This is a genomic window from Flavobacterium sp. R1_16, assembly GCF_057652095.1.
This window is the reverse complement of record NZ_JBYFCG010000002.1, coordinates 59,437-74,355: the sequence shown is the minus strand read 5'-3', so window position 1 is coordinate 74,355 and position 14,919 is coordinate 59,437. Positions and strand designations below refer to the sequence as shown.

General features: G+C 33.7%; 15 protein-coding genes. 5 read left to right on the top strand and 10 right to left on the bottom strand.

Features of this window, described 5'->3' with window-relative positions:
• Positions 1-40: 40 nt before the first annotated feature.
• The 7 genes from rlmH to AC23L6_RS04695 all read right to left on the bottom strand — a co-directional run bounded on the left by rlmH (position 41) and on the right by AC23L6_RS04695 (position 4,306).
• A complete protein-coding gene (rlmH, locus tag AC23L6_RS04725; protein WP_487561183.1) occupies positions 41-514 on the bottom strand; it encodes a 23S rRNA (pseudouridine(1915)-N(3))-methyltransferase RlmH in 474 nt (157 codons plus the stop codon).
• A 127-nt stretch (positions 515-641) separates the two neighbouring features.
• A complete protein-coding gene (locus AC23L6_RS04720) occupies positions 642-1,280 on the bottom strand; it encodes a trimeric intracellular cation channel family protein (RefSeq protein WP_487561184.1) in 639 nt (212 codons plus the stop codon).
• Positions 1,281-1,458: 178 nt separating this feature from the next.
• Positions 1,459-1,731 (bottom strand): DUF4242 domain-containing protein, encoded by a 273-nt coding sequence (locus tag AC23L6_RS04715; protein ID WP_487561185.1) that lies wholly within the window; start codon positions 1,729-1,731, stop codon positions 1,459-1,461.
• A gap of 196 nt (positions 1,732-1,927) precedes the next feature.
• A complete protein-coding gene (locus AC23L6_RS04710) occupies positions 1,928-2,347 on the bottom strand; it encodes a VOC family protein (RefSeq protein WP_487561186.1) in 420 nt (139 codons plus the stop codon).
• 35 nt (positions 2,348-2,382) lie between these two features.
• Positions 2,383-2,832 carry an SRPBCC family protein gene (locus tag AC23L6_RS04705; protein ID WP_487561187.1) on the bottom strand — a complete coding sequence of 150 codons (450 nt, stop codon included), beginning with the start codon at positions 2,830-2,832 and terminating at the stop codon, positions 2,383-2,385.
• A gap of 177 nt (positions 2,833-3,009) precedes the next feature.
• A complete protein-coding gene (locus AC23L6_RS04700; RefSeq protein ID WP_487561188.1) occupies positions 3,010-3,561 on the bottom strand; it encodes a hypothetical protein in 552 nt (183 codons plus the stop codon).
• Between the two features lie 604 nt (positions 3,562-4,165).
• Complete coding sequence (locus AC23L6_RS04695; protein WP_487561189.1) at positions 4,166-4,306, bottom strand: hypothetical protein; 141 nt, start codon at positions 4,304-4,306, stop codon at positions 4,166-4,168.
• 259 nt (positions 4,307-4,565) lie between these two features.
• Here AC23L6_RS04695 and AC23L6_RS04690 point away from each other — a divergent pair, with 259 nt between their 5' ends.
• From AC23L6_RS04690 to AC23L6_RS04670, 5 genes are all read left to right on the top strand, one after another.
• Positions 4,566-5,399, top strand: coding sequence for a 1,4-dihydroxy-2-naphthoyl-CoA synthase (locus AC23L6_RS04690; RefSeq protein WP_487561190.1), 834 nt, complete (start codon positions 4,566-4,568; stop codon positions 5,397-5,399).
• Between the two features lie 71 nt (positions 5,400-5,470).
• Positions 5,471-6,421, top strand: coding sequence for a 1,4-dihydroxy-2-naphthoate octaprenyltransferase (gene menA, locus AC23L6_RS04685; RefSeq protein WP_487561191.1), 951 nt, complete (start codon positions 5,471-5,473; stop codon positions 6,419-6,421).
• 10 nt (positions 6,422-6,431) lie between these two features.
• On the top strand, positions 6,432-7,112 hold the full coding sequence (locus tag AC23L6_RS04680) for a metal-dependent hydrolase (RefSeq protein ID WP_487561192.1): 681 nt from the start codon (positions 6,432-6,434) through the stop codon (positions 7,110-7,112).
• A gap of 10 nt (positions 7,113-7,122) precedes the next feature.
• The gene (locus AC23L6_RS04675; RefSeq protein ID WP_487561193.1) at positions 7,123-8,319 is read left to right on the top strand and encodes a tetratricopeptide repeat protein; all 1,197 of its coding nucleotides are present in this window, start codon (positions 7,123-7,125) and stop codon (positions 8,317-8,319) included.
• Positions 8,320-8,332: 13 nt separating this feature from the next.
• The gene (locus tag AC23L6_RS04670) at positions 8,333-9,370 is read left to right on the top strand and encodes an o-succinylbenzoate synthase (RefSeq protein WP_487561194.1); all 1,038 of its coding nucleotides are present in this window, start codon (positions 8,333-8,335) and stop codon (positions 9,368-9,370) included.
• A 3-nt stretch (positions 9,371-9,373) separates the two neighbouring features.
• Here the strand turns inward: AC23L6_RS04670 and AC23L6_RS04665 are convergent, their stop codons facing one another.
• From AC23L6_RS04665 to AC23L6_RS04655, 3 genes are all read right to left on the bottom strand, one after another.
• On the bottom strand, positions 9,374-9,853 hold the full coding sequence (locus AC23L6_RS04665; protein ID WP_487561195.1) for a nuclear transport factor 2 family protein: 480 nt from the start codon (positions 9,851-9,853) through the stop codon (positions 9,374-9,376).
• A 103-nt stretch (positions 9,854-9,956) separates the two neighbouring features.
• Complete coding sequence (locus AC23L6_RS04660; RefSeq protein ID WP_487561196.1) at positions 9,957-12,359, bottom strand: alpha-ketoacid dehydrogenase subunit alpha/beta; 2,403 nt, start codon at positions 12,357-12,359, stop codon at positions 9,957-9,959.
• 282 nt (positions 12,360-12,641) lie between these two features.
• Positions 12,642-14,804 (bottom strand): T9SS type A sorting domain-containing protein, encoded by a 2,163-nt coding sequence (locus AC23L6_RS04655; protein WP_487561197.1) that lies wholly within the window; start codon positions 14,802-14,804, stop codon positions 12,642-12,644.
• Positions 14,805-14,919 lie beyond the last annotated feature (115 nt).

Here is a 14,919-nt window from a genome sequence, read left to right as displayed (position 1 = left end):
AGTTCTTACTGCAAACTGACCACTGTCCACTGACCACTTTCTACTGATGATGATACGGTTCATTCTTTAAAATCGTAAAACCACGATACAACTGTTCGATAAAAAACAAACGCACCATTTGATGGGAGAAGGTCATTTGCGAGAGCGAAATTTTCCCTTGTGCCTTAGCATAAACGGTTTCCGAAAAGCCATAGGGTCCTCCAATGACAAAGACCAAGGTTTTAATTCCTGAGTTCATTTTCTTTTGCAGTTCCTCTGAAAAACCTATACTGGAAAAGCTTTTCCCATTCTCGTCCAACAAAATCAGTTGATCTGTTGGTGTGATTTTAGCCAAAATCAATTCACCTTCTTTTTCTTTTTGTTGGCTCTCAGATAGATTTTTTACATTCTTAATATCGGGCAAAATCTCTAAATCAAATTTGATGTAAAATGACAAACGCTTTTGGTATTCCTCAAGTAGCGATTGTAGATTTTTATTGTCGGTTTTTCCAATAGCAAGGAGTTTGATGGTCATTGTTATCTATTTTTGATAGAGCAAATATAAGAAAGTTAGGAAAGTATTATTTCAAGTACGTTTTAATGAGAAAAAGCGTTGAAGTCATTGATTTGAAAATGAAATGGAAACAACTTAAAGATTGTAATTAATCAACTTTATTTTTTGACTCACTTTGTATCGGTTGAAGCTGTGGTAAATGGATATGAAATTTAACTGCCAACAATCGAAAAACAATTACCGTTAGTGCTGCAAGTAGTGTAGTAACATCGGTATAAAAAGTAAAGTAATTACAAATAAAATACACGCCACCACCAGCAACACAAGCTAAGGCATAAATGTCTTTTCTGAAAATTAAAGGCACCTCGTTTAGCAACACATCTCTCACCACACCACCCACTGAACCGGTAATAGTCCCCATAATAATACAAACCCAAAAAGGCAGTCCAGCATCAATACTTTTAGTAATACCCACTATGGTGAATAAACCGAGCCCTATGGTGTCAAATAAAAATAAAGTACTTCCCAATTTAAACAATTTGTCTCCAAACATTAGAATTGCAACAAGCGCAAGTCCAGTTGTTAGAATGTATTTAACATCCAACATCCAAAAAGGTGTAACATCAAGTAGCACATCTCTCAATGTTCCTCCTCCAATTGCAGTTACCAAACCTATGATATAGGCTCCAAACCAGTCAATTTGTTTTCCAGAAGCCATACGAATTCCGCTTACCGCAAAAGCAAATGTCCCTAAAAGGTCTAATAGTATGGTAAAGCTAATGTGCAAAATACTTTTCGTGATTAGTTTTTATGTAATTCATAAAGTTGTACTACATCTGTAAAGATTGATTATATGCCTTTATTATTAGTTTTACGAACTGTGGATAAATAGTATTTTCCAGAGAGTAAAAATAAAAAGGCTGAGTCTTTAAGGCAAAAAAATCAGCCTTGACACTACTGATATATTATTCTGCAGTGGTAGGGTCAATGATTGTTGATACTTGACTGACTGAGTTTGCTGGGAATCCACCCTGTTTTGCATGTTCACGAACAACGTCTTCATTGGGTGCATTATAAATACAATAGATTTTATCCGTTGTCACATAGCTGTGAACCCACTGAATTTGTGGACTTAATTTGTTGAGCACTCCACATGAGGTTTGTGAAATCGACTTCAATTGTTCGGGAGTTAGTTTTCCAGCTCCAGGGATTTCTCTTTCAATTACATACTTTGGCATAATCTTTATCTTTTTGTGTTTTACCTACTCTTGTCGGTTTTCGGTTGCTCCGTTTTTCATAAAAATGAATTGAATTGGGTTCTCAAATAATTGGTAATATCCAAGCACAATAAATATTTTTATGAATATAAAAGTACGACATAAAAAGCATATTCTATCAAACGGTTAATAATACCCATTTTGATTAGAGGAAGTATTAGTCGGAAATCGATTCTGTTGGAAATTTTGTCATATCCATATAGAAAATTTCCCAAGTGTGCCCGTCAAAATCTTCAATGGTTCGTTGTTGCATAAAACCGTAATCTCTCATTTCGCTAGGCTCTATCCCTCCAGCGTTAAGTCCATTAGTCATTAGGGTATTAACCTCATCAACACTTTCAACCGATAAAGAAAAAAGTCCTGCTACTGCATTTTTAGTATCTGCGATTGGTTTGGTGGCAAAGTTTGAAAACTTTTCGTATGTCAAAAGCATTACATAAATGGTTTCGCTCCATACCATGCATTTACCTGCCTCGTCAGAAAATTGAGGATTGTTGGTAAAACCCAATGCCGTGTAAAAATCCATAGATTTTTGGAGCTCTTTTACTGCTAAATTGATGAATAGTTGCTTTGCCATTTTGATGAGTTTAGAGAATTAAAGGGTAAATAGAATTAGGCATCGGGGATATTTGGTTCAACCAAACGTTTTAATTTATCTAAGGACTCTTGCCAGCCTAAATAGCACATTTCGGTAGGAATTACATCTGGGATTCCTTCTTGGGTGGCGAATAATTCGGTTCCACATAGTACTTTTTTAAATTCTATAGTGGTAATCATTTCCCCTAACAGATTGGGGTCGTCAAATTTGTCAGTGTATTTTAGCAATTCATTAGGCACAATTTCTAGATATTCACCACCAAAGGAGTGGCTGCTATCTGTTGTGAAATTGGTAAACGACATTTTGTAGCAACCCCCAATTGTAAAGTCCATAGCATGAACTTTGCCTACAAACCCATAGGGCGGAATCCATGAAGCCAGAGCATCAGGGGTTGTAAATGCTTTGTACACTTTTTCTACAGGTGCTGCAAAAACGCGATGCAGCTTGACGCTATTATTTGCCATGGTGTTTATTTTAAGTATGTAGCAATCGTATTGTGATTGCAACAAATTAGTATTTATTTTATTGTAGTAACGAAGTTAAGAAAAAGAAACAAAAAAATACTCTAGTGAACTAAAAAACAAACCTACTTTAAAAGTCCCGATACTTCGGGATAAAAGAGGCCGTTTAGTATAACAATTTTATCCCGAAGCTTCGGGACAGTTTTTTATTGAGGTTGTGCAATAGTTACGGATATTAGAAGCATTGTTTAACTTATAACCATCTTTTTTCCCTTTCTGTTGCGTCAAGAATATCAATTTTAAAATTGATTTAAATTTTTCTGCAACATCGAAAGCATCATCTTTATCTTGTGTTTTATAAAATGTAATATGTTTATTTCCTTTGTAGAATAAATTTAATAAGATCACATCTGTTTGTGAAGTTGCTTCTGCAGTTATAACTCGTACAGTTTGGCTTTCTCTTGTTTTAAAAACGGAAACATATTCAAATTCTGGACATTGCTTCCATTTTCCAAAATTGAATCCAAATATTGATATTACATTTCGAAATGTATTGGTTTCCAGATTAATTTCAGAACCTTCTGTTGACAATAGGTTTAAACCTATCACAAGAAAAATTGCTCCAAATATGATGTTTGCAAATACAAAAACGTACAAGCCAAATATTGATATAACAAATCCAAGTGCTTTCTTAAACAAAGGAACATCTTTAAGGTAGATAATTGAATTCATATTTTTTGTTTAAAAGTATTGTTTGGTGATATTCCCACTAACGTCAGACTGTGAAAAAACTTCACAGCCTTCCAAACAAATATAGCAAAATGTTTTTAAGAAGTAGTTCTTTTTAGTATGTTTAGTAATGCAATACACACAAGGAATATCCCGACATCAGATGTACTTAGCTAGTTTAGAGGATACCATTAGCAAAGACACCCGGTCTGTAAACAATTGAGGCACTTTCTATCTTAGTAGCGACCACTTTTTCTGGGTTTTCGCTTGGACTACCTTTTACACTAATCTGAAAAGTTCCTAAATGTACCTAAAAAAAGAAAGACTAAACGTTCTGGTTTAGTCTTTCCCTTTTTATTTTTGTTTTCGAGAGTTAAAAAAACAAAAATCAAAGAATAGTTTTTCTATTTTAAAAAAAATGAAACTACTCACTTATAAGTCTTTGATTACAAAAATTTGAGCAGCAATTTTCTTGTAAAATAGATTAAAATTGCACTGATCATTTTCTTGAGGAGTTAAAATAGATTTTACATTTGAACCTTTGGTTGCCGTTTTATTAAGTAAAGAATGTTCCTATTGGTTTTATAATAGGAGGTCGATTCTAATATTAACCGTGGTTGCTACTTTCTAATTTTTCACGATTTTCAGAAAATGATTTTTTCACTTGTTCCTCTTTCTCAATACTGTAAGTAAGATGTGAATTAATACCCTTTGAAAAAGGAGCAAAATGATTTTTTTCTACATTCAAATAATTCTTTTTTTAGGTTACTAATTCAGTGAACAATCTGTTGCCAATCGGTTTTTAAAATAAATTTTAAATTACTGATTAACAACGCTTAAAGTTAAAAAATAATACAATAGGTTGTTTTAAAAAAGGCATTTATTTTTCATTTTTTAACACTCTAAAAGGTTTAGTCAGATAAGGATTACCAAAGCTTTGGTAAATAGAATAGTATAAAAGTAAAAAATGGTTTATTTTTACACTTCAATAATTTAAATCAATTGTAATGAATTGGATTACGGTCAAAGAATATGACGATATCACCTATAAAAAATGCAATGGGGTAGCCCGAATCGCTTTCAATCGCCCTGAGGTGCGCAATGCCTTTCGTCCAAAAACAACTTCCGAATTGTTGGATGCGTTTCATGATGCGCAAGAAGATACCTCCATTGGAGTGGTTTTGCTTTCGGCAGAAGGACCCAGTGCTAAAGATGGTATTTGGTCTTTTTGTAGTGGAGGTGACCAAAAAGCAAGAGGACATCAAGGCTATGTGGGAGAAGATGGGTATCATAGATTGAATATTTTAGATGTTCAACGCTTAATCCGATTTATGCCAAAAGTGGTTATTGCTGTCGTTCCTGGATGGGCTGTTGGTGGCGGACATAGTTTACATGTGGTTTGCGACTTAACATTGGCCAGTAAAGAGCACGCTATTTTCAAACAGACGGATGCTGATGTAACTAGTTTTGATGGTGGGTACGGTTCTGCCTATTTGGCTAAAATGGTAGGGCAGAAGAAAGCAAGAGAAATTTTCTTTTTAGGACGTAATTATTCTGCACAAGACGCTTTAGATATGGGAATGGTAAATGCGGTAATTCCACATGCCGAATTAGAGGCTACTGCATACGAATGGGCACAGGAAATATTGGCTAAATCTCCAACATCTATCAAAATGCTAAAATTTGCTATGAACTTGACAGATGACGGCATGGTGGGACAACAAGTTTTTGCTGGTGAAGCTACACGTTTAGCCTACATGACCGAGGAAGCTAAAGAAGGTCGTAATGCCTTTTTAGAAAAACGAAAACCCAATTTTGGAGATAATAAATGGTTGCCGTAACAAGTATTCAGTGTTCAGTTAGCTTAATAAATAGTAACTAAATTTACAAATAACAGAAAATAAATTAAAAAATGAAACATTGGATTCAAGCCGCCAGATTACGAACATTGCCTTTATCCGTTTCGGGAATTATTGTAGGAAGTATGTATGCATTGGCACATCCAACCGATACTGTACTCACTCCAACCGAAGTTTTTAACTGGAAGATATTTGGATTTGCTATTTTAACAACCTTAGGCTTGCAAGTATTGTCCAATTTTGCCAATGATTACGGTGATGGTGTAAAAGGTACTGATAATAAAGATAGAGTAGGACCTCAACGCGCTATTCAGAGTGGCGTAATTACGCCGCAAGCCATGAAACGGGCTATTATTATTACTTCTGTTCTTACTTTATTTTCTGCAATAGTATTGATTTTTTATGCTTTTAGATACACTAATTTAGGACTTTCTTTGTTTTATTTGGGCTTAGGGATTTTAGCCATTGCCTCGGCGATTAGATATACTGTTGGGAATACCGCTTATGGATATCGTGGGTATGGTGATCTGTTTGTTTTTGTCTTTTTTGGTTTGGTGAGTACGTTAGGCGTTAATTTTTTATATTCCAAACAATTGGATTTCGACCTCTTTTTACCAGCCATAGCTATAGGGTTGTTAAGCGTTGCAGTGCTCAATTTAAATAACATGCGTGATGAAGAATCCGACAGAAAAGTGAATAAAAATACCATTGTGGTGAAAATTGGAGGTGCTAATGCCAAAAAATACCATTACTTTTTGATTATTACGGCTATGATTTTGGTGATATTATTTGCAATTATTGATGACTTTCATTTTGACCAATACTTATTTGTCTTGGCCTATATTCCTTTAATCAAACATCTGATTACAGTATACAAAAATGATAACCCAAAAGCATTAGACCCCGAATTAAAAAAAGTAGCATTAAGTACTTTTGCACTATCTGTCTTATTAGCTTTGTGTATGATTTTCTTTATTTCTGATGTATTAGTCAATAATTCTTAAATTATACTTTATGAAAATTACGTACTACGGACACTCCACTTTTGAGATTAAAGTTAGCGAAAAAACCATCCTTGTAGATCCATTTATTACTGCTAATCCCAAGGCGAGTCACATCAATGTGAACGAATTGAAACCCGACTATATTTTTCTAACGCATGCCCATCAAGATCATACATTGGATGTGGATTATATTTTGCAAAATAATCCTGAGGCCATTGTGGTTTCCAATTGGGAGATAGGGGTGCATTATGAAAATAAAGGCTTTAAAAACCATCGTATGAATCATGGTGGAAGCTGGAAATTTGATTTTGGTAAAGTAAAATATGTAAGTGCAGTTCATTCAAGCTCCTTTGCCGACGGAACTCATGGAGGAAATCCAGGCGGTTTTGTCATAGAAGGTGAACATAAAAACATTTACATTGCTGGTGATACAGCGCTCACTATGGACATGAAGTTGATTCCTTTACGTACCAAACTGGATTTAGCTATTTTACCAATTGGAGACAATTTCACGATGGATGTTGAAGATGCTATTCTAGCCTCTGATTTTATCGAATGCGATAAGATATTAGGATGTCATTATGATACCTTTGGTTTTATTGAAATTAACCATGAAGAAGCCATACGTAAGTTTTTTGATAAAGGAAAAGATTTAATGCTTTTAGAAATAGGTCAAAGTATTGAATTGTAATAACTTATTTATGCTAAATAAACATTGTACTTCAATTGTCTTTTTTTTGTTCACCACCCTTTTATTTGCTCAGCAAAGTGGCTATTGGGATAAAGAGCGTTCTACCATTAGGCAAGAAGTTGTTAAAGCTCGAAACCGAGTAGTCATTGCATCAGAAGATTTGCCAACAGGAACAACCGAAGTGGTTTTCAGGATAACTCTTCTTGATGAAAATCAGCAAATGGCCAACAGCTTGGTCTCAGTACTGAAAGCAATTCCAGATCCTACAGGAATTAGTCAGGGTTCGGCAGGTGCAGTTTTATTATTATCTAAAATTTCAGGAGAAGATAAGTGTAAGTATGCGGTTTTTTCGGATGAATCTCTAGCTTCTATCTACAAGGAAGACGGGAAAACCGAAAAGGCTTGTTACGTGCAAAATAACTCTATAAACAAAGATGCTAAACGACTTTCCATAACAACTTCTTCTTGTTTAAAGTCCAACCGATTGTGGTTTGGTTTTGAAAATAAGAATTGGATTATGAATCAAAAAATTATCCTGGAAGTTGTGCCGTGGGTTGACAATAAACTAAGCAGAGGATGGACTTTAGAGAACAGAAAAGCCATTTTAAATCTTTGTAAGACCACCGATTTGGCGAAGAAAATGCCAAATTCAGACGATTATTGTGTATGTGTTTTAGAAAAAGTACAGAAAGAATATCGTTACCAAGACTATCAGAATTTGTTAGCTGTGGAAAAAACTAAAATAATTAGAGATTTTGGAAACTCCTGTTTCAAAGAAATGGGTGGCTCAAGTAGCGTTTATGCCTCTTTACGAAGTCAAATAAACACTTCATTCGAGCAAGGAAAATATGCTGATGTAATCGAAAAATCGTTGGTGATTATTAGTGCTAATCAAGGAACTGTACTAGATTACAATACACTAGGGAATACGTATCTTTTAACCAAACAATATGGAAAAGCCTTAAAGTATCTTAAAGAAGGCGAGAAATTAGACGATACAGAACTGGCATTAAAATTAAATTTGGCGCATGCTTACTTGATGAACGATAATTACAGTAAAGCAAAGTCCATTTATAAAAAATACCAATCGCAAAATGTCACGGATAGTTTGAGTTGGAAAGACAAAGTAAGTTTGGATTTTGTTGCCTTTCAAAAAGCGGGACTAAAAAGCAATGATTTTGACAGAATTTTAAAGATGTTCAATTGATAACTATTTTTCTTTGAAAGCAACCTACCACAAATACATTTTGAATTTCAAGAAGCCCTCAGGGACATCCCGAGGTGTTATGACCGTGAAGGAAACTTGGTTTATTGTTCTTGAGGAAAATAACAAAAAAGGAGTAGGTGAATGCGGTCTTCTAAGAGGGTTGAGCGCTGATGATAGGTCTGACTATGAAGAAAAATTGCGATGGACTTGTGCGAATATACATTTAGGAAAAGAATTGCTTTGGGAGCACCTAATTGAATTTCCTTCCATTCAATTTGGAATTGAAATGGCTTTCCAATCTTTAGCCAGTGAGAATCCCTTTGTTTTTTTTCCTTCAGATTTTACTTCTGGTAAGAAATCTATAGTTATAAATGGTTTGGTTTGGATGGGAAATGAAGATTTTATGCTGGAGCAAATCAATGAAAAATTGGCTAGTGGTTTTCATTGCATAAAACTCAAAGTTGGTGCTATAGATTTTGAAAAAGAACTCCAATTATTGCGGTATATTCGACAGCATTTTAGTACTGATCAAGTTGAAATTAGAGTGGATGCTAATGGCGCTTTTGATGCAAATGAAGCTTTATATAAAATTAACCAACTATCTGAATTTAAAATACATAGTATAGAACAGCCTATTCAAAAAAATCAAACTGACAGTATGGCAGAATTGTGTAAAAACACACTCATTCCGATTGCATTAGACGAAGAATTAATAGGTGTGTTTTCTGCGAATGAAAAAGAGTTGTTATTGGAAAAAATCAAGCCTCAATACATCATTTTGAAACCTAGTTTTATAGGTGGTTTTCGTGGTACACAAGAATGGATTGATATAGCAAATAAACACAAAATAGGATGGTGGGTTACTTCCGCTTTAGAGAGTAATGTTGGACTTAATGCGATTGCACAATGGACATTTCTTCAAAATAATGCACTGCCACAGGGATTAGGAACGGGAGCTTTATACACAAATAATTTTAGCTGTCCTTTAGAGGTTTCCAATGGTCAATTATGGTATAAAAAAGATAGCGATTGGGATTTTGTTTTGAAATAGAAACTAAATGATTTTTTTCTCAACCTGGTATTTTTCTAAAGCTATTTTAGCTTGTTTTTTGATTTTATCCTGCATCAAGGCAGTCCAACCCAATAAAAATCCTTTTAATCCAAATGCTTGTCGGCTCCATTTCCATAAGTTAAAGACATCTGAATGTCTGTAGATTAAGCCGTCTTTGAACTCAAACGAAGCCTCAATTACATTAACAACTTTGCGTTTGGTTTTACTAAAGTTATAGGTGGCTACCCAAGTTACGGTTCCCTTATTATCCGCTGTATTCAGATTATAAAATTCAATTTTTAAATTACCTTCACTGCGTTCAATCAACATTTTCCACATAGCTACAGTTGAAGTTCTGTTTAAAGTTCCAAACACAGGGTCTTTAAATTGAGCATGCTGATGATAGCAATCTGCCATTTTTTGTGCATCCTGATTTGAAAAAGCGGTATAAAATTGTTCTATTAGGTGCTGATTTTCATTCATACTGCAACAAAATTATCATTAAAAGTATTTTATGATTTTATCGGTATCAACTAAAAATCCCAATTACAGTAATTGGGATTTTTTGGTATTTTGGTTTTTTATATCAATATAAACTTGGATATTTTTTTGGATTTACCTCGCTCATCATGGCGTAGACTTTTTCATAAATATCCTCAACTGAAGGTTTAGAAAAATAATCCCCATCGGTGCCATAAGCAGGTCTATGTGCTTGAGCTGTTAGAGTTTGAGGTTTGCTATCTAAATAATCGTATGCATTTTGATTTTCTAGTATATGTTGCATCATGTAGGCTGTTGCTCCACCTGGTACATCTTCGTCAATAACTAATAATCGATTCGTTTTCATAATACTCTTTACAATATCATGATGAATATCAAAAGGCAGTAACGATTGAACGTCTATGATTTCGCAGTCGATACCAATTTCTAGTAGTTCTTTTGCCGCTTGTTCCACTAAACGCAGGGTAGAACCATAAGAAACTAAGGTTATAGATTCTCCTTCTTTTATGGTTTCCACCACACCAATTGGCGTTTTAAATTCTCCTAAGTTGGTTGGTAATTTTTCTTTGTATCTATAGCCATTAAGACACTCCACAACTAGTGCAGGTTCATCGGCTTCCAGCAAGGTATTGTAGAATCCTGCAGCTTTGGTCATATTTCTAGGAACCAAAACATGAATTCCTCTTAAGGCATTAATAATCATGCCCATAGGAGAACCTGAATGCCAAATACCTTCTAGTCGATGACCTCTTGTGCGAATAATCAATGGAGCTTTTTGTTTTCCGTAAGAACGGTATTGCAGTGTGGCTAGGTCATCACTTAAAATTTGTATAGCATACAGTAAATAATCCAAATATTGGATTTCTGCAATTGGACGCAATCCGCGCATAGCCATTCCTATTCCTTGACCAATTATAGATGCTTCTCGAATGCCAACATCAGTAACTCGAAAGTTTCCGTATTTTTTTTGCATTCCTTCCAGACCTTGGTTTACATCACCAATATTTCCCGCATCTTCACCAAAAATTAAGGTTTGGGGATATTTGTTAAAAATAACATCAAAATTGTCTCTCAAAACCACACGAGCATCAACATCTTCCTTGTTTTCATCATAAGTAGGTAAAACTTCTTTTATGGACAAAACGGAAAAATTAGATTCTGAATATAAATGAGAACTGTATTTTGGTTGAATTTTTTTTATGTAATCTTGTATCCACTTCGAAAGTTCTACTTTACTTTCGTCATTAATAAGCATTCGTAAAACCTTACGAGCTATTATTAAAACATCTTTTCTAAGAGGTTCTTTGTTAGACTCTAAATCAGAGGCATATTTTTGTACAAATACTTTATTAACACTGCTATTAGCGACTTTTTGTATTAGAGCAATCAATTCTGCTTTTTCAGTTTTTATAGGATTCAAGTAGGCTTCCCAAGCTGCTTTTTTTGCTTCTAAAACTTCCTTTTTTGCATTTTTCTCAATTTCATTCAATTCTTCTTCTGTGCCAATATTGTAGGCCATCATCCACAATTTCATTTGTTTGATACAATCAAAATTGCGTTCCCAATCTAAGCGCTCTTCGTTTTTATAGCGTTCATGAGAGCCAGATGTTGAATGTCCTTGTGGTTGAGTGAGTTCAATTACGTGGATTATTACTGGTACATGTTCTTCTCTGGCGATTTGTCCAGCTCTTTCGTAGGTAGCAACTAGTTCAGCATAATCCCAACCTTTAACCTTTATAATTTCAAATCCCTCTTGTTCTTCATTACGTTGAAAACCTGCTAGAATTTCAGATATGCTTTCTTTGGTTGTTTGGTATTTGGCATGAACAGAAATTCCGTATTCGTCATCCCAAACACTCAAAACGATAGGTATTTGCAATACTCCAGCAGCATTCATCGATTCGAAAAATAATCCTTCAGAGGTGCTTGCGTTACCTATTGTGCCCCAAGCTACTTCATTACCATTGTTAGAAAAATTGGTAGCATCAATACCTTCAACATTTTTATATATTTTGGAAGCCTGAGCCAAACCTAATAAACGAGGAATTTGTGCTGCTGTTGGAGAAATATCAGAGCTGGAATTTTTTTGGAGCGTTAAATTTTTCCAAGTTCCGTCTTCGTTTAGACTATGCGTTTGAAAATGTCCACCCATTTGTCGTCCAGCAGACATAGGGTCATAATTGATATCGGCATGAGCGTATAAGCCAGCAAAAAATTCTTGTACAGTCAATTTACCAATAGCCATCATAAAGGTTTGATCTCTGTAGTAACCTGAACGAAAATCTCCAGTTCTAAAGGCTTTAGCCATGGCCAATTGTGGGACTTCTTTTCCGTCACCAAAAATTCCAAATTTTGCCTTACCTGTCAAAACTTCTTTTCTTCCTAAAAGGCTACATTCTCTACTAGTAACGGCAATTTTGTAATCATTTAACACCTCAGTTTTGAAGTCTTCAAAAGTCAATGCCGCATTAGTCTCTGCTTGTATCATAAATTGAAAGTATAGCTTAATGCAACAAATTTAATTAAAAACAAGTGATATTCATATATGCAATGTGAAATATCTATTTAATCATTTCTAGTTTGCTTTTTGGAGCTTTATTTCAATTCTTTTTCATTAATTCGCAATGAATTGATTTTGGGTGTATATCTGTGATAATTTTTTTGAAGTGTTTTTTGCTCAAAAGATTAAAAGTTAAAAAAGCTCCACAAATTCAGTGCTCATTTGTGGAGTTTTTTTTACAAAATCATTACAAAATTTATTATCCTAAAATTATTTTTTGATTACTCGCAAAGATTTTATTTTTTGTCCTTGTGAAACTAAAATATTGTAAACACCTTTGGAATAATTACGACCTATTTCAAGAACATTCAGTTCTGATGCTGAAGCTTTGTAGGCTTCAATTTGACGTCCTATTATATCGTATATTTTCATCTCTAAACTAGCTTCGCTTGAACTTTCGATCTCTAATTTAAATGGACTTGAAAATGGATTTGGATAAGCTTTAACATTAAAAATAGAATCGCTTAGTGTATTGGACATTCTTGCAGATGGAGCATTTGGAGTAGTTATAGTGCACGCCGCCCCCCAATCGGTCCAACCACTCGCTATTTTAGCTTTGACTTTTATTTGATATGCCGTATTATATTGAATATTGTTAAAACTTGTAGGGAATTGTATCGCATAGGGGTTCGGATGACTAGGACTTCTTTCGGGAGTCAAAAAAGTTTGAGTAGCGAATGGAGCTTCTCCTGAAATTTCAAATTGATATTGAGTTGCGGCATAATCATATTCAGCTTGAATCACGTTATACATCACACTCAATGCTACATTACAAAACATATTTACTCTTAATTGGGTATTTACAACTATTGAGTCAGTAATGCTTACAGTACCGCAAGGTCCAGTCAAAGCAAAGGAATAATTGAAATTTCCAATAGGTAATAAATTAGGACCATTAGGATTGTTAATATAATTATTTTTAATTTCTATTTTTTGTAGATTTTCATTAAAACTGCCAACTAAAGGCTCAGGCAAATTAAATACAACATTAGTAACATTTGCAGTATTATAAGTAATCACAAATTGATTACCAAAAGGAAATGTTCTATTGTTATCTGTCGAATTTGCAGTAGGGCTTTGACAAGCAAGTGTTGGAGTACAAATTTTTAAATTTCTGATTTCTGAATCTTCTGTATACAAAGAAAAATCTAACCTCAATAAATCGGTAGGGACATACAAAACTTTACTAATGTAAATTGGTTTATAATAATTTGGATCATTAAAATTATTGTCACGATAGAAATATTTTACCCTCCCATTTTCATATAAAATTTTAAAAATTGTTGATTCATTGTATTCTACTGTTTTTCTTTCATTTACTTGATCTTCACAAACATAAATGTAATTATCTGACTTAGTATATATTCCATGTTTTATACCAGTTGTACCATAATTATCATCAACGGAAGAGCTAGGTGATAATCCCAAGAATAATGTTTTACCTGATTTAACTTGATAAGTTAAATAACTTCCTTCAGTTAGTATGGTTTTACTATTTTTAATACCAGCATTTGTAAAACTATCTACAAATGATTTTTTAATAGTATTAGCTCCTGAAATATCTATACCTGAATATTCTTCTGTATCGAGGTACAAATTATAATCATTACATTGAGTTGAAATTATATTATCACAACTGTTAGGAATTCCATTTTGATTGTCATCTAAAAGATCTTTTCCGTCTCCCACTTGGCATTTATCATCTGAATTGCATACACCGTCGGTATCATCATCACCATCACAACATTTAAAAATTTGAAAATCAATTATTTGAGAATTTTCGTTGTACAAAGAGAAAACAATATCAAACTCATTTACTTCAGAAGAAACATTTCCTGATGGATTCAAAGTGGTACTACCTCTTCTATATATAATTTTAGAGTCTGTTGTAAATTCTATTGAATATACAGGGGGTAATGATAGAAAACTAGTCAAGGGAATCGCATAATTGTTTGTCGTTGAACCATTATTATAGACATGTGCTATATGCTGAGTACCATTAACTCTAGTATAAATTCCATTTACCAAGTTTGTATTATTAAAATCATAGTTATAATTATTAGTTGATGGAGTTAAACTCACATAGATGTTACTTGCATTAACTTTATATTGAATTTTTTCACCTTTTCGAAGTTTTAGGGAACATACACCACCAGAGTTATACCATTTATTAATATTTATTGTAGAAGTTTTAATAATTGTCTTTGATATATCTGTGCTAGTATTTGAAACATCCGCTCCAATAAGATTAACCAACGTATAAGGTCTAGGGGATGGAATGCAAGTTTGAGCATAAACTGAATTAATAGATAACACTACCGACATACTCAAAAATAAAAAAATTAATAACGGTTTTGAGGTTTTGTTTTTCATACTGTAATTATTTAAATTGGTTATATTATTGTTTAATAAATGGTTTTGAAAAGAGTCTGACTAATGCTATTTTGTTCTTAGCATTTAAATAAAATAATATTAAATTTTGCTAGTT

What these genes read in the sequence shown, in the direction of transcription:
- AC23L6_RS04680 (WP_487561192.1), top strand. Translation starts at nt 6,432, where the DNA reads ATGAAAATTACGTACTACGGACACTCCACTTTTGAGATTAAAGTTAGC.
- menA (WP_487561191.1), top strand. Translation starts at nt 5,471, where the DNA reads ATGAAACATTGGATTCAAGCCGCCAGATTACGAACATTGCCTTTATCC.
- AC23L6_RS04710 (WP_487561186.1), bottom strand. Translation starts at nt 2,347, where the DNA reads ATGGCAAAGCAACTATTCATCAATTTAGCAGTAAAAGAGCTCCAAAAA.
- AC23L6_RS04690 (WP_487561190.1), top strand. Translation starts at nt 4,566, where the DNA reads ATGAATTGGATTACGGTCAAAGAATATGACGATATCACCTATAAAAAA.
- AC23L6_RS04675 (WP_487561193.1), top strand. Translation starts at nt 7,123, where the DNA reads ATGCTAAATAAACATTGTACTTCAATTGTCTTTTTTTTGTTCACCACC.
- rlmH (WP_487561183.1), bottom strand. Translation starts at nt 514, where the DNA reads ATGACCATCAAACTCCTTGCTATTGGAAAAACCGACAATAAAAATCTA.
- AC23L6_RS04660 (WP_487561196.1), bottom strand. Translation starts at nt 12,359, where the DNA reads ATGATACAAGCAGAGACTAATGCGGCATTGACTTTTGAAGACTTCAAA.
- AC23L6_RS04705 (WP_487561187.1), bottom strand. Translation starts at nt 2,832, where the DNA reads ATGGCAAATAATAGCGTCAAGCTGCATCGCGTTTTTGCAGCACCTGTA.
- AC23L6_RS04715 (WP_487561185.1), bottom strand. Translation starts at nt 1,731, where the DNA reads ATGCCAAAGTATGTAATTGAAAGAGAAATCCCTGGAGCTGGAAAACTA.
- AC23L6_RS04665 (WP_487561195.1), bottom strand. Translation starts at nt 9,853, where the DNA reads ATGAATGAAAATCAGCACCTAATAGAACAATTTTATACCGCTTTTTCA.
- AC23L6_RS04700 (WP_487561188.1), bottom strand. Translation starts at nt 3,561, where the DNA reads ATGAATTCAATTATCTACCTTAAAGATGTTCCTTTGTTTAAGAAAGCA.
- AC23L6_RS04655 (WP_487561197.1), bottom strand. Translation starts at nt 14,804, where the DNA reads ATGAAAAACAAAACCTCAAAACCGTTATTAATTTTTTTATTTTTGAGT.